This is a genomic window from Cryobacterium cheniae (assembly GCF_004403395.1).
GTDB lineage: Bacteria > Actinomycetota > Actinomycetes > Actinomycetales > Microbacteriaceae > Cryobacterium > Cryobacterium cheniae.
This window is the reverse complement of record NZ_SOGN01000016.1, coordinates 33,603-51,914: the sequence shown is the minus strand read 5'-3', so window position 1 is coordinate 51,914 and position 18,312 is coordinate 33,603. Positions and strand designations below refer to the sequence as shown.

Genomic DNA, 18,312 nt, shown 5'->3' with positions numbered 1-18,312 from the left:
TCAGCCGCCGAGGGGACGGAAGTCGAGGTCGGCCACACCGAGGGCGGCTGCTCCGACGAACGCATAGCGGCCGTACCCGGCTCCGGCCGCGCGTTCCAGCAGTGCCTTGACGTTTTTGGTGCGCTGTTCGAGGCGCACCCGGAGGCCCTGATCGACCAGTGTTCGCTTGAGCGCCACGAGCCGGGCGGGTTCTGTTCCTTTGTCGTACACCAGCACGACGGCGTTCTCGGTGGTAGCCGGATCTGCGCCCAGCAGGTCGACGATGCGCTCGAACCCGATCGAGAACCCGCACGCCGGAACGTCGGTGCCGAGGAAGCGCCCGATCATGCCGTCGTACCGGCCTCCGCCGCCGAGCGAGTAGCCGAGATCCGGGTGGGAGATCTCAAAGATGGTGCCGGTGTAATACCCCATTCCGCGAACGAGAGTCGGGTCGAAGACGAGGCGCACCCCGGGCATGGCGGCGCGGAGGGCGAGCAGGTCGGCGTAGGCATCCGTGTCGAGCCAGGCCGGCGGTGTCGGCTCGGCGGCCGTCCAGCCGGCGTCGGCGATCACGGTCAGAGTCTCGGCGATGCCCTCGGTGGGAATGCCCAGGCCGGCAAGCTCGGTGACGACCCCGTCGACGCCGATCTTGTCGAGTTTGTCGATGACGATCAACGCGCGTTCGTTCAGCTCGGGCGCGACCTGCCAGTGCGCGAGCAGGGCGGCCAGGATGCGCCGGTCGTTGATGCGGATGGAGCACCCGGTCAGGCCGAGGGCGTCGAGCGCGGCTGCGGTCGCGGTGATCAGCTCGATTTCGGCCAGCAGGCCGGACTCGCCGATGATGTCGATGTCGCACTGCACGAACTGACGGTACCGGCCCTTCTGCGGGCGCTCCGCGCGCCAGACCGGCGCGATCTGGATCGACCGGAACACCGTCGGGAGTTCCGCCCGGTGGGTGGCGTAGAACCGGGCCAGCGGCACGGTGAGGTCGAACCGGAGACCCAGATCGGCCAGGGCGAGCAGGTCGCCGGATGCGGCGGCGGCCGAGGCATCCGCGGGCTGCAACCCCCGCTTCATCACGGCGAACGCGAGTTTCTCATTGTCGCCGCCGAGCCCGGAGTGCAGCCGGGCCGCGTCCTCCATGACCGGGGTCTCGATCTCGTCGAAGCCGTGCGCGGCGAAACTCCGCCGGATCACGGCCAGCGCGTGCTCCCGGGACGCCTTGTCGGCGGGGAGGAAGTCGCGCATGCCGCGGGGAGGGGTGACTGGTGTTGCCATAGCCCCAATTGTGTCAGTTCGGACCGTCCCGTCGGGCCGGTCCGGCTCCGTCCCAATCGGTTCAGAGTGCGCCGCCCGCGGCGCCCGGGGCGTCGTAGTCGGCCGGGCCGCCCGACACGGTCTCGCGCACGATGAAGCTCTCGATGTCGAAGAGGTTGTCCCCGGCGCGCTGGGCGACCGTCAGGAGGGTGGACATCGAGGCCACTTCCTCGGTCTGCTCCTTGAGGAACCAGAGCATCGCCTGCTCGCCGAGAGCGTCGCCATCGGCCCGGGCGGCGCGGAACATGGCCTCGATCTGCGCGGTGACCTGCTTCTCCTGGGCGAGGGCGAGGGCGATGGGCTCGACCGCGAGGGTGAAGTCGTTGCGCACGGCCGGGACCCCGGGGATCTCGATCCGCAGGTTGCGGTCGAGGCGGTACTGCACGAGCATCATGGCGTGGTTGCGCTCTTCGATCGACCGCGCGTAGAAGTGCGCGGCCAGGCGCGGCAACGCTTGGTGGTCGAACCAGACGGCGATGGCGACGTACTGCTGCGAGGCAGCGAATTCGTTGCCGATCTGGGCCGACAGGAGATCGTTGAAGGATGTCTGGCTCATGCTGTGACGGTACCGCCTCCGCCCGGCGGGCACTACCGCACCACCGGTCTCTCATCTCGGCATATCTCGCCGGAGGGTCCGTCCGCCGCCGGCAAACGTTGCCGTAACGGACAACTGTTGCCGGCACACCGGCAACAGTTGTCCGTTACAGCAACAGTCGTGGCCGCGGCGGTGTCAGCCGGGCAGGCCGATGATGCCGGCGTCGGCTATGTCGACGGCATCCGTCGACTCGGCCTCCCGGATCTCGTCCTGCAGCCCGCGGAGCGCGGTGCGCAGTGCCCGTTCGGAGTCGAGCCCCTGGCTCTTGGCCGCGGACACGATGGCCAGCAGCAGCGGGCCGAGCTGGTCCTCGCTCTCGATCGGGAGCGGGAACGCGGCCTCGGTGCCGAGCAGGCCGATCTTCTGGGCTCGGCCGAGCACCTTGTCGGCGAGCGCCAACGCCGGCATGCCCTGCGGGATCCCGTCGAGCACGCTCGTGCGGGAGGGCTTCTCCGCGGCCTTGAAGTCGTCCCAGGCGAGGGCCACGTCGTCGGCCGTTACCAGGTTCACGTCGCCGAAGACATGCGGATGCCGCCCCACCATTTTCGCGGTCATGTGCGCCGCGACATCGTGGATGTCGAAGTCCTCACCCGCGGTGTGCGCCGCGAGGTCGGCGTGGAAGACCACCTGGTAGAGCACGTCGCCGAGCTCCTCGAGCATTTCATCGCGACTGCCCGACTCGATCGCCTCGATCAGTTCGTGCGTCTCCTCGGTGAGGTATTGCACCAACGATTCGTGCGTCTGCTCGGCGTCCCACGGGCACCCGCCCGGGGCCCGCAACAGGGCCACCACGCGGACCAGCTCATCGAGGCTGGAGGCGGATGCCGGGCCGGCGGGAATGTCTGAAGGGGTCACCCGACAACTCTAATCGCCTCCGATTGCCGGGTTCTGCACCGGCCGCGGTCTACGCGACCGCGGCGACGGGACGCGGGAAGAGCGCGTCGAGCAGGGTGCCGGCCCAGGCGATCAGCGCCGCGTCTCCGAGCGGTTCCCCGTTGATCCGCGGCATGGGCACGGTCAACGCACCGTTCTGGGTGAAGTAGCGCGAGCCGGGGTACATGCGCTGCAGGCGCACCTGCATCGAGTCGGCGAGGTTCGCCGGCGACACCCGCAGGTTCGAGCCCATGGCCACGACCTCCCCGAGACCGGCCTGCTGGGCCAACCAGCGCAGGCGCGACACCAGCACCAGGTTCTGCACCGGCTGCGGCGGTTCGCCGTAGCGGTCGGTGAGCTCCTCGAGCACCAGGTCGATCTGGTCCTTCGCGGCCGTGGGCGAGCTGGCCGCGGAGAGCTTCTGGTAGGCCTCGAGCCGCAGCCGCTCGCTGTCGACATAGTCCTCGGGGATGTGCGCGTCGACGGGCAGTTCCAACCGCAGCTCGGTCTGCCCCTCGGCGACGTCGCCGCGGAATGCGCTGACGGCCTCGCCGATCATGCGCAGGTAGAGGTCGAAGCCGACCCCGGCGATGTGGCCGGCCTGTTCGCCGCCGAGCAGGTTGCCGGCACCGCGGATCTCGAGGTCTTTCAGCGCGACCTGCATGCCGGCGCCGAGCTCGTTGTTCGCCGCGATCGTGGCCAGGCGGTCGTGCGCGATCTCGGTCAGCGGCTTGTTCTCGTCGTAGAGGAAGTAGGCGTAGGCGCGTTCGCGGCCACGGCCGACCCGCCCGCGCAGCTGGTGCAGCTGGCTGAGCCCGAACTTGTCGGCCCGGTCGATGATGATCGTGTTCGCGTTGGCGATGTCGAGGCCGGTCTCGATGATCGTGGTCGAGACCAACACGTCGAACCTGCGCTCCCAGAAGTCCACGACGACCTGCTCGAGCTGTGCCTCGGGCAGCTGGCCGTGCGCGACGGCGATCCGGGCCTCGGGCACCAGCTCGGCGAGCGCGGCGGCCACCCGATTGATGCTGGACACCCGGTTGTGCACGACGAAGATCTGACCCTCCCGCAGCAGCTCCCGCCGGATCGCGGCGGCCACCTGGCGGTCGGAGTACGGCCCGACGAAGGTGAGGATCGGATGCCGGTCTTCCGGCGGGGTGGCCAGGGTGGACATCTCCCGGATGCCGGTGACCGCCATCTCCAGCGTGCGCGGGATGGGCGTGGCGCTCATCGCGAGGATGTCCACGTTGGTCTTGAGCTTCTTCAGGGCGTCTTTGTGCTCGACCCCGAAGCGCTGCTCCTCATCGATGATGACCAGGCCCAGGTCTTTGAAGACGATGGAGTCGGACAGTAGCCGGTGCGTGCCGATCACGAGGTCGACGGTGCCGTCGAGCATCCCGGCGATGGTCTCGCGGGACTCCTTCTCGGTCTGGAACCGGCTGAGGGCGCGCAGGTGTACCGGGAAACCGGCGAATCGTTCCTGGAATGTCTCCATGTGCTGGCGGACGAGCAGGGTGGTCGGCACGAGCATGACGACCTGCTTGCCGTCCTGGATCGCCTTGAACGCGGCGCGCACGGCGACCTCGGTCTTGCCGAAGCCGACGTCGCCGGAGAGCAGCCGGTCCATCGGGATGGGCCGTTCCATGTCGGCCTTGACCTCGTCGATGGTGGTGAGCTGGTCGGGTGTCTCCGCGAACGGGAAGGCCTCTTCCAGCTCGCGCTGCCAGGGGGTGTCCGGCCCGAACGCGTGACCTTTGCTGGCCATCCGTGCGGAGTAGAGCTTGACGAGTTCGACGGCGATGTCCCGAACGGCGCGCCGCGCCTTGGTCTTCGCCGCCGACCAGTCACTGCCGCCCATCTTGCTCAGCGCCGGTGCCTCGCCGCCGACGTAGCGGCTGACCAGGTCGAGCTGGTCGGTCGGCACGTAGAGTTTGTCGCCCGGGTGCCCGCGCTTGGACGGCGCGTATTCCAGCACGAGGTATTCGCGCTTGGTCTTGACCGGGTTGCGGCCGCCGCTGGAGACCTCACGCTGGGTGAGCTCGATGAACCGGCCGATTCCGTGCGTCTGGTGCACGACGTGGTCGCCGGCCTTCAGCTGCAGCGGGTCGACGACGTTCTTGCGCCGGCTGGCCAGCTTCTTCACCTGGCGCGCGTCGTAGCCGACGGTGCGGCCGTAGAACTCGGACTCGCTGACCAGGGAGAGCTTCGTCTCCGGGATTTCGAAACCGTGCTCGACGGATGCCTTCAGCAGGTACGCGATGCCGGCCTCGGGTGTGCTCGGCCATTCCGTGACGATCCGGGCGGGGAGTTCCCGCTCGGCCAGCACGTCGGCGGCGCGTTCGACCAGCCCGGCACCCTGGGCGACGATACCGACGGTCCAGCCGGCCTTCATCCGCTCGGCCAGGTGACCGACGGCGCCCTCGACGTTGCCCTGGAAGCTCGGCACGGCGTCGCCCTCGACCCGTACGGTGAGCAGGTCGTCGAGTTCGCGGTGCTCGGGCAGCACCGGGGCATCCGTCGGCGCCGCCTGGAACGAGCTCAGGGTCCACCACACGTGGGTGGACGCCGGGGCGCCGGGCGCGCTGAACTGCACGGACTCTCGCAGTCGCCCGAGGGTGAGGAAGTCGCCGGACTCCAGGTCGATCGGCGCCTCGGCGCCCGCGGTCGCGGCGCTCCATGCGGCGCCGAGGAACTCCCGGTTGGTCTCGGCCAGGCTGATCGCCCGCGACGCGACGCGTTCGGGCGAGATGACGGCGACGGCGGCCTCAGCGGGCAGGTAATGGGTGATCGGCACGAGCCGGTCGACGAGGGCCGGAGCGAGGCTCTCCATGCCCTCGACCGGGATGCCCTCCGCGATCTTGGCGAGCAGGCCGGACAGGCTCGGGAACTCGTGCTGCATCTCGCGGGCCCGCTGCCGCACGGCGGGGCTGAGCAGCAGCTCGCGGCTCGGCGGCAGGCTGACCGAGTCGACCGGGTCGGGGAAGGAACGCTGGTCGGCGACCGAGAAGGCCCGGATCTGCTCGACCTCGTCGCCGAAGAACTCGACCCGGAAGGGGTGCGGGGCGATCGACGGGAAGACGTCGAGGATGCCGCCGCGCACGGCGAACTCGCCGCGCCGGGTGACCATGTCCACCCGCGCATAGGCCACGTCGACGAGCTGTCGCGCGATGGCGGAGAGGTCGTGGCCGCGCACTCCGGCGACCAGATCGATCGGCTCGTAGTCGGTGAGGTTGTCGGCCACGGGCTGCAGCGCGGCGCGCACGGAGGCGACGACGATCAGCGGGCGCCGTTCGGCTGGGGCGCTCTCCTCCCACTCGCGCATCCGTCGCAGGGCGTACAGACGCTTGCCGACGATTTCCGCGCTCGGGCTGAGACGCTCATGCGGGAGCGTCTCCCAAGCCGGGAAGTCGATGATTTCGGCGTCGGCGGTGAAGCAGGCGAGGTTCTCGTGCAGCGACTCCGATTCCCGCCCGGTGGCGGTGATCAGGAGCAGGGCCGGAGCCTTACCCAGCCGGGTGCGCTGTTCGAGCAGCGCGGCGAGCAGCGGGGCCCGCAGTCCCTCGGTGAGGGAGAAATCGACGTCCCGGTTCGCGAAGGCGAGGGCATTGTCGAATGTGGAGGCGCGCGAAATTGTGGCAATTAAGCCCTGGAGAGTCACCAGACAAGTCTACGCAACCCGGCTGAGCGCCAACCCGGGTGTCAGGGGGCGTGGAACTTCTGCTGCGCGGCGGTGACGCCCTCGGCGGCGATGAGTTCGATCGCGTCGGCGGCATCCGTCAGCAGGTTGGGCAGGGCCGACCGCTCCGTCGACGCGAAGTCCTTCAGCACGAAGTCCGCGGCCGGCTGGCGGCCGGGCGGGCGCCCGACGCCGATGCGGATGCGGATGAACTCGTTCGTGCCCGCGGCGGCGATGATGTCGCGCAGGCCGTTGTGGCCGCCGTGGCCGCCGCCGACCTTGATCTTCATCGTGTCGAACGGGAGGTCGAGGTCGTCGTGGATGACGATCAGGCGCGCGGGCTGCAGCGAGTAGAAGCGCAGCAGAGCGGCCACCGGCCCGCCGGACACGTTCATGTACGTGTTCGGCTTGGCCAGCACCAGCTTCGGGCCGCCGGGGAAACTGCGCCCCTCGGCGACCGACGAATTCGTTTTGTGGTTCTTGAAGTTCGCCGACAGACGGTCGGCGAGCACGGCAGCCACCATGTGGCCGACGTTGTGTCGGTTACCGGCGTAGTCGGGCCCGGGGTTGCCGAGCCCGACTACGAGCCAGAGATTGTCGTCCAGGGGAATCCTCCGCTTACGACGAAACCAGAAGGGAATGACTACTCGGCGGGAGCAGCCTCGGCGTCGCCCTCAACGGCCTCGCCCTCTTCTTCTTCCTCATCCTCTTCTTCCTCGAGGACCGGCAGGTGCACAGACACGACGACGGCTTCTTCGTCGGAGATGAGCGTGGCGCCCTTGGGGAGCTCGACGTCCTTCGCGTGGATCTGCGCGCCGTCTTCGAGGCCCTCGATGGAGATCTGGAGGTTCTGCGGGATGTTGGTGGCCTCGACCTCGAGCAGCAGGGTCTTGGTGTCCAGGTCGGCGACCAGGCCGGGGGCCGGCTCACCGGTCATGTGCACGGAAACCTCGACCTGGACCTTCTCGCCCTTGCGGATGACGATGAGGTCGAGGTGCTCGATGATCTGCAGGAACGGGTCCTTCTGGACATCCTTGACCAGGGTGAGGTGGGTCTTGCCGTTGACGTTCAGTTCGAGAACGGCGTTCGCGCGGCGCAGCAGCAGTCCGATCTGGTGCGCGGGCAGCGCGACGTGAACCGGGGTGGTGCCGTGGCCGTAGATGACGGCGGGGATCTTGCCCAGCACGCGCAGCTTGCGGGCCGCACCCTTGCCGAACTTCTCGCGCAGGTCGGCGTCGATCTTGTTGGTGGCGTCAGCCATGGTGTTTCTCCTTGCGGACCGCGACGGCCCAGATCTGGTTCGCGGGCGAGAGGCCCGCAAAGGTGGGTACTGGTTCAATTTCAACTCGAACGCGTGTCAGCGTGAGGAAAAGCCGTGAAGCATTCCGCCGCGTCGATAACGGATGCCGCACGCTCGGTTTCCCGGCGGGCGGCAGCCCTCGCCGAAGTTCAACTGGTAAGTCTAGCGGAGGTGACGGCGCGCGGCGAACGCGCGATCCGGCATCCGCCAGCGCCGCCGCCCCCCGTCACACCCCCGTGGCAGAAACGGGCCGAGCGACTAGCCTTGAAGAAGTTTTGAGAACCGACAGCTGAAGGAGCGAACGTGGCCGAAACCGGCGCAGCACAGGCAAACATTGGCGTAGTGGGACTGGCGGTGATGGGCTCGAATCTGGCCCGCAACCTGGCCAGCCGTGCGGGCAACACCGTGGCGGTGTACAACCGCTCCCCCGAGCGCACCCGTCTGCTCACGACCGAGCACCCCGAGGCCGGTTTCGTCGCCTCGGAGAGCATCGAGGAGTTCGTGGCCTCGCTGCGGAAGCCGCGCACCGCGATCATCATGGTGCAGGCCGGTAAGGGCACGGACGCCGTGATCACCCAGCTGACCGCCCTGTTCGAGCCCGGCGACATCATCGTCGACGGTGGAAACGCCGACTTCCAGGACACCATCCGCCGCGAGAAGGATGTGCGCGCCACGGGCGTGAACTTCGTCGGCGCCGGCATCTCCGGCGGCGAAGAGGGTGCCCTCAAGGGCCCCAGCATCATGCCCGGCGGCTCGGTGGAGGCGTACACGACTCTCGGCCCGATCCTCGAATCGATCGCGGCCGTCGTCGACGGTGTTCCCTGCGTCACCCACATCGGCACGGATGGCGCCGGTCACTTCGTGAAAATGATCCACAACGGCATCGAATACGCCGACATGCAACTCATCGCCGAAGCCTACGATCTGCTCCGCAAGGTGACCGGGCACTCCCCCGCCGCCATCGCCGACGTGTTCACCGAGTGGAACGAGGGTGACCTCGAGAGCTACCTGATCGAGATCACCGCCGAGGTGCTGCGTCAGGTCGACGCCAAGACCGGCCTGCCGTTCATCGACATCGTGCTCGACGAGGCCGGTTCCAAGGGCACCGGCGTCTGGACCGTGCAGAACGCGCTCGACCTGGGCGTTCCCGTCGGCGGCATCGCCGAGGCCGTCTTCGCCCGCGCCGTGTCCAGCCACCCGGAGCAGCGCGTCCCCGTGCGCGCCGCCATCACGGCCCGCCCGGAGATCGCCGTCGTCGGCCACACCTTCCAGGACGACGTGCGCCAGGCGCTCTACGCCTCGAAGGTCGTCGCCTACGCGCAGGGCTTCGACGCGATCATCGCCGGTGCGGTCAAGTACGGTTGGAGCGTCGACAAGGGCGCCATCGCCACGATCTGGCGCGGTGGCTGCATCATCCGGGCGCAGTTCCTGAACCGGATCGTCGACGCGTACGCGAACGACCCGTCGATCACGTCGCTGCTCGTCGACCCGTACTTCGCCCAGGCCGTCGCCGACGGCGAATCGGCGTGGCGCCGCGTGGTCTCGACGGCGGCACTGTCGGGTATTCCGGTTCCCGGCTTCGCGTCGGCGCTGAGCTACTTCGACTCGCTCGCAAGCGAACGGCTTCCCGCCGCGCTCGTGCAGGGCCAGCGCGACTTCTTCGGGGCGCACACCTACAAGCGCGTCGATATGCCGGGCACCTTCCACACGCTGTGGTCGGGCGACCGCAGCGAGATCGCGACCGAGGGTTCCTCGCACTAGCCGCCCGCTCCCGCCTGAGCAACTGTTGCCGGAGCGGACGAGTGTTGCCCATACACCGGCAACAGTTGTCCGCTCCGGCAACACTTGTGGCGGGCACCGGTCGATCATCGCCGGAGCGGGAGCCCCGCGGTCGTGAGGATGCGCAACAGGGACCGGCGATCGCGCACATCGGCCGGGCCCCATCGGGCCATACCATTGCCCTCCGAACGGAGGTCCTCCTCCCGCACCTTCTCCCGGGCGACCGCTTCACCGGGCGTGAGTCCCCGCAGATACTCGTCCTTCAGATACTTGCCCTGCCCGTCGAACTCCCCGATCAGGCGATAGGCAGGCCACTCGAAGTCGGTGAAGTAGAAGCCGCCGCGCGGGTTCGGATGGCACGTCTGAAGCAGTGGCTCGGGAAAGCCCAGTTCGAAGATAGCCACGCGACTGAGCGATTCACCCGGATTGTCCGCATCGGGCCGGGCGAAGCCGATGGCCCGCTCCGCCCTCACCAGCCCGCGGGGCGATCTCGATTCAAGCAGCTTCTCGCGCAGCACGGCCTCCGTCAGGAAGACCTCCGGGGATGCGCTGCGCGGATTGAGGGCATGGTCGATCGCAACGACGGCGGTGGCGAAACTCGTGGTGCGCGCCAGATCGAGCAGTGTACGGGCGGGGCTGGTCACAAGCATCCCGTCGACATCGACGACATCCGCGTCGAGAACGTGGCTGCGGTGAACCGTCACGCCGTTCTTGCTTCGCGCCCTGGATTGTGGGGGTGCCAGCACGTGCACCGTGCTCGGCCAGGCCTCGTCCAGGGGAATCCCCCACAAGGCCGCAGCCGATTGATGGCTGATCAGAGGATCCCCCAGCCGAGTGGCGACGACCGCGCGGATCTCCGCGAGGTACCTCTGTCTGGGTGTGAGCAGCCCCCAGTGCTCCGTGGTCGTGAAGACGCCGCGGCGCAACCGCACGGCGCTCCGCCCGAACTGGGACTCACGCCGGAACTGCCGGTCGGTCGACTCGGTGGCTGCTGCCCCGCCGGAGAGGTAGAAACCCGTGTGCTTGTCGATGCGCTGGTCAGCCATCTGCCGAGGTTGGCAGTCTGCGGACAGCAAGGAGCAGCTCCCCCGACGCTTCGGGGGGCCTGGGCCCCCGTGGCAGCCTGGGGAGGGGTGGCCGAGTCGCTCCCGCCGGGAGAACTGTTGCCGCATCGGACGATTGTTGCCCGCGCGCGGGCAACAATCGTCCGATGCGGCAACAGATGGCGGGGCCGCGGGTGGGGACCGCGGGTGGGGGCCGCGGGTGGGGGCCGCGGGTGGGGGCCGCGGGCGGGGACCGCGGGTGGGGAGGTGTGGGCGGGTGAGGACGGGGCGTGCGTTCCGGCCGCGAGATTTGCGATACTGGGAGCCTGATGACGAGCGACGACCACCCTGAACTCTCCGGCTATGAGCCGCTGGATGCCGACCGGCCCCTGCGCAGTCGGCGCACGCTGGCCCTGATGCGCGTCGTCGTCGTGCTCGGGCTCGTGGCCCTGATCGTCCCGGGCATCCTCACGAGTGTGCAGATCGCGTCGACCACGGCCGCCAACGCGTGCAGCGTGGCCACGGCCCGGTACTATCCGGGCGCCATCGACTCCGACGCCCGCTTCGACCTGACCGGGCCGGGTGGCTTCGGCTGGCAGTGCTACGCGATCGACATCAACGAGCGCGAGATCTACATCATCCCGCTCGGTATCATTCCCTCGGCGCCCCGGGTGCCCACCAGCGAGATGCCGGTCTAGACCCGGCCCACACGGAAGGGTTCTCGATGAGCGCGCCGATGGGACCGACGTTCACCTTCACCGCCGCACTGTGGGAGTACTCGGGCACGGGCGCGTGGTTCTTCGTCTCGGTTCCCGCCGACCAGGCCGAGGACATCCGTACTCTCACCGATGGCCGGCGCGGCGGCTTCGGCTCGGTGAAGGTCGCGGCCGCCCTCAACCGCTCACGCTGGTCGACGTCGCTCTTCCCCAGCAGCGAGGAAGGCACGTTCGTCCTTCCGGTGAAGAAGGCGATCCGTCAGGCCGAGGGGGTCGGGGCCGGAGATCCGGTCACGATCGTGCTGGAACTCCTGCTCTGACCGAGCCCGCAGACCGGGCCCGGACAGACCGATGGTCGGCCGTCGACATCCGTCAACGACCGACCATCGGTTCACCCGGTTCAGGCGGCTGTTACGCGGCGCCCTCGAACATCGAGGTGACGGAACCCTCGTCGAAGACCTCGTGGATGGCACGGGCCAGGAGCGGCGCGATCGGCAGCACGGTGAGCGTGGGGAAGCGCTTCTCTTCGGGGATCGGCAGGGTGTCGGTGACGACGACCTCGGAGATCGCGGGGTTCTGCAGCAGCTCCAGCGCCGGGTGGCTGAACACGGCGTGGGTGGCGGCGACGACGACGCCGATGGCGCCGGCGGCGCGCAGGGCCTCCGCCGCGAGGACGATCGTGCGGCCGGTGTCGATCATGTCGTCGACGATCAGGCAGACGCGACCCTCGACCTGGCCGACGATCTCGTGCACGGACACCCGGTTGGCGACCTTCGGGTCGCGGCGCTTGTGGATGATGGCCAGCGGGGCGCCGAGCTTGTCGCTCCAGATGTCGGCGACGCGCACGCGGCCCATGTCGGGCGAAACGACCGTCAGGGTGGCCGGGTCGAGCTTCTCCTTGAAGTGCTCGAGCAGCACGGGCATGGCGAAGAGGTGGTCGACGGGGCCGTCGAAGAAGCCCTGGATCTGGGCGGCGTGCAGGTCGACGGCCATGATCCGGTCGGCGCCGGCGACCTTGAACAGGTCGGCGATCAGCCGGGCCGAGATCGGCTCGCGACCGCGGCCCTTCTTGTCCTGGCGGGCATAGGGGTAGAACGGCGCGACGACCGTGATGCGCTTGGCGGAGGCCCGCTTGAGCGCGTCGACCATGATCAGCTGTTCCATCAGCCACTCGTTGATCGGGTCGGTGTGCGACTGGATCACGAAGGTGTCCGAGCCGCGCACGCTCTCATCGAAGCGCGCGTAGATTTCACCGTTCGCGAAGGTGCGGGCGTCGGTGTGAACGAGTTCGGTGCCAAGTTCCGTGGCGATGTCCAGTGCCAGTTGCGGGTGTGCTCGCCCCGAAACCAATACAAGTCGCTTTTCGCCGCTGGTCTTGATTCCAGACACCTAGTCTCCGCTCTTTGCCGCAGCCGCCGCCGCGTCGGTTCCTGGGCGGTTGGTCTGTACCCAACCGTCCATATTGCGTTGTGGAGCCACGGTCAGGCCCAAGGCCCCGGCCGGTACGTCCTTGCGGACGATTGTTCCGGCACCCGTGTAGGCTCCGTCCCCAATTGTAATCGGCGCGACGAACACGTTGTGCGACCCGGTGCGCACGTGGGACCCGATCTCACTGTGGTTCTTGGTCACACCGTCGTAGTTGGCGAAAATCGTGCCGGCCCCGATGTTCGATGACACCCCCACCGTCGCGTCGCCGACGTAGCTGAGGTGCGGCACCTTGCTGCCCGCACCGATGGTCGCGTTCTTGGTCTCCACGAAGGTGCCGATCTTACCATCGGCGCCCAGAATCGTACCGGGCCGCAGGTAGGAGAAGGGACCGACGGATGCGCCGGCGCCGATCACGGCGAGCGTGGCATCCGTGCGCTTCACCACCGCGTTCTCGCCGATTTCACAATCGACGAGGGTGGTGTCCGGGCCGATCACGGCTCCGGTCTCGATCACGGTCGAGCCGAGGATCTGCGTACCCGGCCGGATGGTGACATCCGGTGCCAGCTTCGCCTTGAGGTCGATCCAGGTGGTGGCCGGGTCCTGCACGGTCACACCGGCCAGCTGCCAGCCGTAGACGATGAGGCCGTTGAGCTGGCGGGCGGTCTCGCTGAGCTGGGCGCGGTCGTTGATACCGGCCACCAGCCAGGCGTCCGCCACTGGGACGGCCCGAACTTCGGACCCGGCCTGGCGCAGCAGCCCGACCACATCGGTGAGGTACTTCTCGCCCTGCGCGTTCTCGGTGGTGACGTTGGCCAGCTGCTCACGCAGCTCGAGCACGCGGAAGACGTAGACCCCGGCGTTCGTCTCCGCAATGGCGCGTTCCTCGTCGGTCGCATCCTTCTGCTCCACAATGCGGTCGAAGGCGCCCTCCTCGGAGCGCACGATGCGGCCGTAGCCGGTGACGTCTTCCGGGAAGGAGGAGAGCACGGTGGCGGAGACGTCCCGGTCGCGGTGAGCGGCGACGAAACTGGCCAGCGTGGCCGCGTTCAGCAGCGGCACGTCACCGCTGACCACCAGCACGTCACCCTCGAAATCGTCAGGGAGCGCGGCGATGGCCTGTTCCACGGCGCGTCCGGTGCCGGGCAGCTCGTCCTGGTCGACGATCAGGCTCTCGGGCAGGTCCTTGCCGACGAGGGCGGCCAGCCGGTCGCGCTCGTGGCGCACCACGGTGACGACGTGGGCCGCGTCGAGGGCTCGGGATGTCGCCAGCACATGGCTGAGGATGGGCAGTCCGGCGAGCTCGTGCAGCAGCTTCGGTGTGCTCGATTTCATTCGGGTGCCCTGGCCGGCGGCCAGCACGACGATTGCGAGTCGGGAATCAGTCACGTGGTTTTCCTCTAGCTTCGGTGGGGCCGCCCGGAAAAGACCGGATGGTGACGCCATTCAATGCTCCGCCGCCAGGACTCGAACCTAGACCTAACAGCTCCAAAGGCTGTCGTGCTGCCATTACACCACGGCGGAATTCGCCGACAGAGAGCCGGCCAACGGTCACAAGTCTGCCAGATATCGCGCCGATGGCGCGCCCCGACGACCGTGGGACGTGCTCCCGCGCCGCTTTCCGCGCCCGAGCAGGATAATGGTCGGATGCCCGCACATGACGAAGTCGACCGGATAGTGGATGCCTGGCTGCGCGAACGGCCCGACCTCGACTTCGCGCCGCTGCAGGTGCTGTCGCGCGTGGCCCGGCTGTCCAAGCATCTGGACCGCGCCCGGCGCACCGCGTTCTCCCGGTCCGAGCTGGACTCCTGGGAGTTCGACGTGCTCTCGGCTCTGCGCCGTGCGGGGGCACCCTACGAGCTGAGCCCGAAAGCCCTGCTGCAGCAGACGCTGGTCTCCAGCGGAACGATGACCAACCGGATCGACCGGCTCGTCGAGCGGGGGCTCGTCACCCGGCGCACGGACCCCAACGACGGGCGCGGCATCTTTGTGGGGATGAACCCGGCCGGCCTGACCCGGGTGGATGCCGCCATCACCCGGCTGGTCGACGCCGAGGCCGAGCTGCTCGCCACGCTGTCGCCGAGCGAGCAGACCGGACTCGCGACCCTGCTGCGCAAGCTCAGCCTCGGCTTCGACTAGGGGTTACTTCGAGATCGAAGCCCTCGGAAAGTCCCGCCAGGTGCGGAAGAAGTGCGTCTCCACGGCGGCGGCCCCGCCCTGTTCCACGGCGTGCAGCCGGCCGTAGCTGAAGGCGTTCTCCCCCTGCAGGTACGCGGCCATGCCGAGCCGGAGCAGCTCGTCCCGGGCAACGACGCTGTCCTGGTGGTCGCCGAGGGTGTCCTGCACCTGCCGGGCCGCGGCCACGAGCCGCGCCGCGCGGGTGCGCCGCAGCGGCGCCGCCGTCTCGGCCGCGTAGCGCAGCTGCTTGGCCCGCTTCCGCGCCTCGTGCAACGCCTCATCGCGTAGGGCACCGGACGGGGTTCCCTGCGCCAGGAAAACCGCTGCGCGCAGCCGCTTCCAGTCGGCACGGATCAGTTCGGGGATGACGGTGCTCGCGGGCTTGTCAGCCCGGGTGAGCAGCGGCGGGGTGGTCAGCACGGCGTCGAGCGTGTCGAGCAGCCGGAAGTACCGCTCGGAGTCGATGGTCTCGAGGGTCTGGCGCCTGGCCGCGCGGATGACGTCAGCGAAGTGTGCGTCGATTCGCTCACCCAGCGCTCCCACGACCAGCCCGACCGGTTCCTGAGCGAGCCGATGGGCGAGGCGCTGCCGGATCACCTCCGCGTCCCGGGCGGCGCCGAGCGCGCCGGCCAGCCAGCGCAGCTCGTCACGGATGGGGCCGGTGACCGACCTGTCGAGGAGGTCCCGGTAGGTGGACAGGGCCGAGCGCAAGCGGCGGGTGGCCACGCGCATCCGGTGCACGCCGTCCGAGTCGTTCTCCCGCACCCGTGCATCCTGCACGCCGATCGCACGCACCTGTTCCTGCACGTAGGCCATCAGCACGGTGCCGGCCGAGCTCTTGCGGGTCGGCCGGATCGCCGGGACCGTGACGAACTCCGGCACCTGGTCGCCGAGGGCGCGGGCCAGTTTGGACGAGTTCACGGATGGCTCCACGCCGACCGACGACAGCCGCTCCTGGGCGGCGTCGAGCAGGTCGCGAGAGCCGTGCACGAGCTCGACCTCCCATTCCCGCCAGGTCTGGTTCAACGGCGCCGGGGCGAACCTCTCTGCCTCCACGTGGTCATCGCAAACCTCGGCCAGCACGGCCTCGTTCTCGCCGACCAGACGGTGCAGAATGCGCCGGTTATGGAGGTGCACGACCGGCACGAGCCGGCGCCCGCGCAGGTGGACCCGCACCAGGTTCAGCAGCGATTCGGGGATACGGTCAGGGTTGTCTCCGAGCGATTCGCGCAGCTCGCGGCGCTCGTCCGGTGACACCGGAAGCTTGAGGTGCCAGCCGGCGTCATCCCCTCCGGTGCGGCGGCGGAGGGTCAGGTGCCGCGCCGCGAGCACGAAATCCTCGGTGTCGTAGTAAACCGCGTCGAGCTGGTGTTCGATGGGCTCCTCGACGTGCGTCACGCCGGGAAGGTCGTGCAGCAGCGGCAACACCGTAGCCGGATTCACATCGTACTTGCGTTCGATCTCGGCGAAACCCACAGTGGTCATGGCCACAGCTTAGGCCGAAACAGCGCCGGCACCGACCGCTCCGTCTACCCGAACCGTCCATTGACATAGTCGGCGGTCCGGGAGTCGATCGGGTTGCCGAACATCGCGTCGGTAGGTCCGTGCTCCACAATCCCGCCGGGCGTGCCCTGCGCGGCGAGGAAAAAGGCGCAGTTCTGGGAGACCCGCTGCGCCTGCTGCATGTTGTGGGTCACGATCACGATGGTCACCTCCCGTGCGAGTTCAAGCATGGTCTCCTCGATCACCCGAGTCGACGTGGGATCGAGAGCCGAGCACGGCTCATCCATGAGCAGGATGCGCGGAGTCACCGCCAGGGATCGGGCGATGCACAGGCGCTGCTGCTGGCCCCCGGACAACCCGCCACCCGGAGCCCGAAGACGGTCCCGGACCTCCTTCCACAGACCGGCCTTGGTCAGGCAGCTCTCGACGAGGTAGTCCTTCTCGTCGTTCGAGGCACGCTGGCCGGTGAGGGTGAGGCCCGCGATGACGTTGTCGTAGATCGACATCGCCGGGAAGGGGTTGGGTTTCTGGAAGACCATCCCGATGTGTTTGCGGGCGTCGACGAGCTTGCGTTCCGGGTCGTAGATGTCCACACCGTCGAGGAGCACCTCTCCGGCCAGGCTCGCGGAGGGAACGAGCTCGTGCATTCGGTTCAGGATGCGCAGGAACGTCGATTTGCCGCAGCCCGAAGGGCCGATCAATGACGTGATGATGCCCGCGGGCATGGTCAGGTTGACCCGGTCGAGAACCTGACGCTCGCCGAACCAGGCCGACACATTCCGGCCTTCGAGGGTGGCCAGTGGGCCAGGAGCCCCCACGGCCGGATGGCCCAGGGCGTCCGGGGACAGGTCCTGGCCCGCCGGGCGTTTGCGCCATGGCACGGACAGGCGACTCGTCAGGGTCGGCGCGGCGGATCGAGCCGCCGGGCGCGGCCTGCTGTCTCGCTGCCGTGGCGCCTTCGATAGCGGCAGCACCTGCGTCGCATCAGCATCGGTCATTTCGTCGTTCATGGACTCCATCGTTTCTACAGCAGGTTCGGAAGCAGGCGCACCACCTGGTCGGCCACGAACAGGCCGCCCACGGTGACGACGGGGAGGAAAACCGTCCAGGTTTTGCGAAGGCCGACGCGTCGATAGGCCCACACGGCGGCGAGCTCGACCACCAAGAGGAACTGCAAGGCGAAAACAAGCGCCCACACCGTTCTGGTGTCGGTGGCGAGCTCCCGGTCGACGGCAGGCAGGGTCACGAATGTGGTCGCTCGGACGCCCGCCGGTTTCGTCTCCGAAACGAGCTCAGCATCCACCCGGGCGATTCCGCTCGGCACAAAGGCGGGGCCGCGAGCCGTTTCGAGGACGAGGCGGCTCTTCCCCGCGCCGAGGGGAGCCGGCATGGGGTCGCCCGCGTACCGAACGCCGAGCACGGCGAATTCCTGACGGCCCTGCCCGGTGATGACGGTGAATTGCTGCCCCGGTCGTAACTCCTGCAGCCGGGCGAAAGGACCGCCGTAGGCGGCGGCGCGTCCCATGATGACGCTGTAGCCGGCCTGGCCCGGCAACACGGTATCGCGGCGGTGGCCCGGTCCGGCACGCAGGGTACCGGAGTCGGTTCCTTCGACGACCACCTCGTGCACCCCGATCGAGGGAATGTCGATCAGCGCCACTGGGGCTCCGGCCTCCAGTAAAACCTGGTCCACGGTTCCCTCGCTGACCGGCGCCGTGCCCTGGGCGAGCTCTGCTCGCAGCGAGTTCGTCAGCTGCTGCTGCAAGACGAAGTGCTGCACCTGGCCGAAAATCGTGAGGTGGGCGAGAAAGCCGAAGATGAGCACGGCAACGATCGTCAGCGTGGTGCGGATGACCTGATCGCGTGCGCTCAGCATCACGGGTGCGCGCGGGGGCACGGGCGTCCGCCTGGGCGGCGTGACCGACTCC

At 68.6% G+C, this 18,312-nt stretch carries 16 protein-coding genes and 1 tRNA gene; 4 read left to right on the top strand and 13 right to left on the bottom strand.

The genetic code is table 11. From position 1 onward, the window contains the following. From hisS to E3T23_RS02475, 6 genes are all read right to left on the bottom strand, one after another. On the bottom strand, positions 1-1,257 hold the full coding sequence (hisS, locus tag E3T23_RS02500; RefSeq protein WP_134368829.1) for a histidine--tRNA ligase: 1,257 nt from the start codon (positions 1,255-1,257) through the stop codon (positions 1-3). 61 nt (positions 1,258-1,318) lie between these two features. Beyond that, positions 1,319-1,852: a ferritin gene (locus tag E3T23_RS02495; RefSeq protein ID WP_134368828.1), complete on the bottom strand. Its 534-nt coding sequence runs from the start codon at positions 1,850-1,852 to the stop codon at positions 1,319-1,321. Between the two features lie 174 nt (positions 1,853-2,026). Further along, positions 2,027-2,746: a nucleoside triphosphate pyrophosphohydrolase gene (locus tag E3T23_RS02490; RefSeq protein WP_134368827.1), complete on the bottom strand. Its 720-nt coding sequence runs from the start codon at positions 2,744-2,746 to the stop codon at positions 2,027-2,029. A gap of 49 nt (positions 2,747-2,795) precedes the next feature. Then, positions 2,796-6,422: a transcription-repair coupling factor gene (gene mfd / locus E3T23_RS02485; RefSeq protein ID WP_134368826.1), complete on the bottom strand. Its 3,627-nt coding sequence runs from the start codon at positions 6,420-6,422 to the stop codon at positions 2,796-2,798. 41 nt (positions 6,423-6,463) lie between these two features. After that, positions 6,464-7,045: an aminoacyl-tRNA hydrolase gene (gene pth, locus E3T23_RS02480; protein ID WP_134368825.1), complete on the bottom strand. Its 582-nt coding sequence runs from the start codon at positions 7,043-7,045 to the stop codon at positions 6,464-6,466. Positions 7,046-7,083: 38 nt separating this feature from the next. Beyond that, positions 7,084-7,701 (bottom strand): 50S ribosomal protein L25/general stress protein Ctc, encoded by a 618-nt coding sequence (locus tag E3T23_RS02475; protein WP_134368824.1) that lies wholly within the window; start codon positions 7,699-7,701, stop codon positions 7,084-7,086. Positions 7,702-8,097: 396 nt separating this feature from the next. Between E3T23_RS02475 and gndA the strand changes: the two genes are divergently transcribed. Continuing rightward, complete coding sequence (gene gndA, locus E3T23_RS02470; RefSeq protein WP_241977544.1) at positions 8,098-9,501, top strand: NADP-dependent phosphogluconate dehydrogenase; 1,404 nt, start codon at positions 8,098-8,100, stop codon at positions 9,499-9,501. A gap of 104 nt (positions 9,502-9,605) precedes the next feature. On the opposite strand, the gene E3T23_RS02465 is transcribed toward gndA, so the two are convergent. Next, positions 9,606-10,565, bottom strand: coding sequence for a hypothetical protein (locus E3T23_RS02465; protein ID WP_134368822.1), 960 nt, complete (start codon positions 10,563-10,565; stop codon positions 9,606-9,608). A gap of 326 nt (positions 10,566-10,891) precedes the next feature. On the opposite strand from E3T23_RS02465, the gene E3T23_RS02460 reads away from it, so the two are divergent. Together E3T23_RS02460 and E3T23_RS02455 are read left to right on the top strand one after the other, a co-directional pair. After that, positions 10,892-11,260, top strand: coding sequence for a hypothetical protein (locus tag E3T23_RS02460; RefSeq protein WP_134368821.1), 369 nt, complete (start codon positions 10,892-10,894; stop codon positions 11,258-11,260). Between the two features lie 26 nt (positions 11,261-11,286). Beyond that, positions 11,287-11,598, top strand: coding sequence for a DUF1905 domain-containing protein (locus E3T23_RS02455; protein ID WP_241977536.1), 312 nt, complete (start codon positions 11,287-11,289; stop codon positions 11,596-11,598). Between the two features lie 91 nt (positions 11,599-11,689). Here the strand turns inward: E3T23_RS02455 and E3T23_RS02450 are convergent, their stop codons facing one another. From E3T23_RS02450 to E3T23_RS02440, 3 genes are all read right to left on the bottom strand, one after another. Next, complete coding sequence (locus tag E3T23_RS02450; protein WP_104100824.1) at positions 11,690-12,667, bottom strand: ribose-phosphate diphosphokinase; 978 nt, start codon at positions 12,665-12,667, stop codon at positions 11,690-11,692. Continuing rightward, positions 12,668-14,092, bottom strand: coding sequence for a bifunctional UDP-N-acetylglucosamine diphosphorylase/glucosamine-1-phosphate N-acetyltransferase GlmU (gene glmU / locus E3T23_RS02445; RefSeq protein WP_134368820.1), 1,425 nt, complete (start codon positions 14,090-14,092; stop codon positions 12,668-12,670). A 63-nt stretch (positions 14,093-14,155) separates the two neighbouring features. Then, positions 14,156-14,227: transfer RNA gene (locus E3T23_RS02440), tRNA-Gln, on the bottom strand. Between the two features lie 123 nt (positions 14,228-14,350). On the opposite strand from E3T23_RS02440, the gene E3T23_RS02435 reads away from it, so the two are divergent. Next, entirely contained in the window at positions 14,351-14,842 is a 492-nt protein-coding gene (locus E3T23_RS02435) for a MarR family winged helix-turn-helix transcriptional regulator (RefSeq protein WP_134368819.1), read from the top strand. Between the two features lie 3 nt (positions 14,843-14,845). On the opposite strand, the gene E3T23_RS02430 is transcribed toward E3T23_RS02435, so the two are convergent. The 3 genes from E3T23_RS02430 to E3T23_RS02420 form a co-directional block, all read right to left on the bottom strand. Further along, positions 14,846-16,366 carry a CYTH and CHAD domain-containing protein gene (locus E3T23_RS02430; protein WP_134368818.1) on the bottom strand — a complete coding sequence of 507 codons (1,521 nt, stop codon included), beginning with the start codon at positions 16,364-16,366 and terminating at the stop codon, positions 14,846-14,848. 44 nt (positions 16,367-16,410) lie between these two features. Continuing rightward, positions 16,411-17,184: a phosphate ABC transporter ATP-binding protein gene (locus E3T23_RS02425; RefSeq protein WP_198416171.1), complete on the bottom strand. Its 774-nt coding sequence runs from the start codon at positions 17,182-17,184 to the stop codon at positions 16,411-16,413. A 224-nt stretch (positions 17,185-17,408) separates the two neighbouring features. Next, positions 17,409-18,281 carry a sortase gene (locus tag E3T23_RS02420; RefSeq protein WP_241977534.1) on the bottom strand — a complete coding sequence of 291 codons (873 nt, stop codon included), beginning with the start codon at positions 18,279-18,281 and terminating at the stop codon, positions 17,409-17,411. Positions 18,282-18,312: the final 31 nt, after the last annotated feature.

Coding starts and splice junctions, on each gene's coding strand:
- hisS (WP_134368829.1), bottom strand. CDS start 1,257: ATGGCAACACCAGTCACCCCTCCCCGCGGCATGCGCGACTTCCTCCCC.
- E3T23_RS02495 (WP_134368828.1), bottom strand. CDS start 1,852: ATGAGCCAGACATCCTTCAACGATCTCCTGTCGGCCCAGATCGGCAAC.
- E3T23_RS02475 (WP_134368824.1), bottom strand. CDS start 7,701: ATGGCTGACGCCACCAACAAGATCGACGCCGACCTGCGCGAGAAGTTC.
- gndA (WP_241977544.1), top strand. CDS start 8,098: ATGGGCTCGAATCTGGCCCGCAACCTGGCCAGCCGTGCGGGCAACACC.
- E3T23_RS02465 (WP_134368822.1), bottom strand. CDS start 10,565: ATGGCTGACCAGCGCATCGACAAGCACACGGGTTTCTACCTCTCCGGC.
- E3T23_RS02460 (WP_134368821.1), top strand. CDS start 10,892: ATGACGAGCGACGACCACCCTGAACTCTCCGGCTATGAGCCGCTGGAT.
- E3T23_RS02455 (WP_241977536.1), top strand. CDS start 11,287: ATGAGCGCGCCGATGGGACCGACGTTCACCTTCACCGCCGCACTGTGG.
- E3T23_RS02435 (WP_134368819.1), top strand. CDS start 14,351: ATGCCCGCACATGACGAAGTCGACCGGATAGTGGATGCCTGGCTGCGC.
- E3T23_RS02430 (WP_134368818.1), bottom strand. CDS start 16,366: ATGACCACTGTGGGTTTCGCCGAGATCGAACGCAAGTACGATGTGAAT.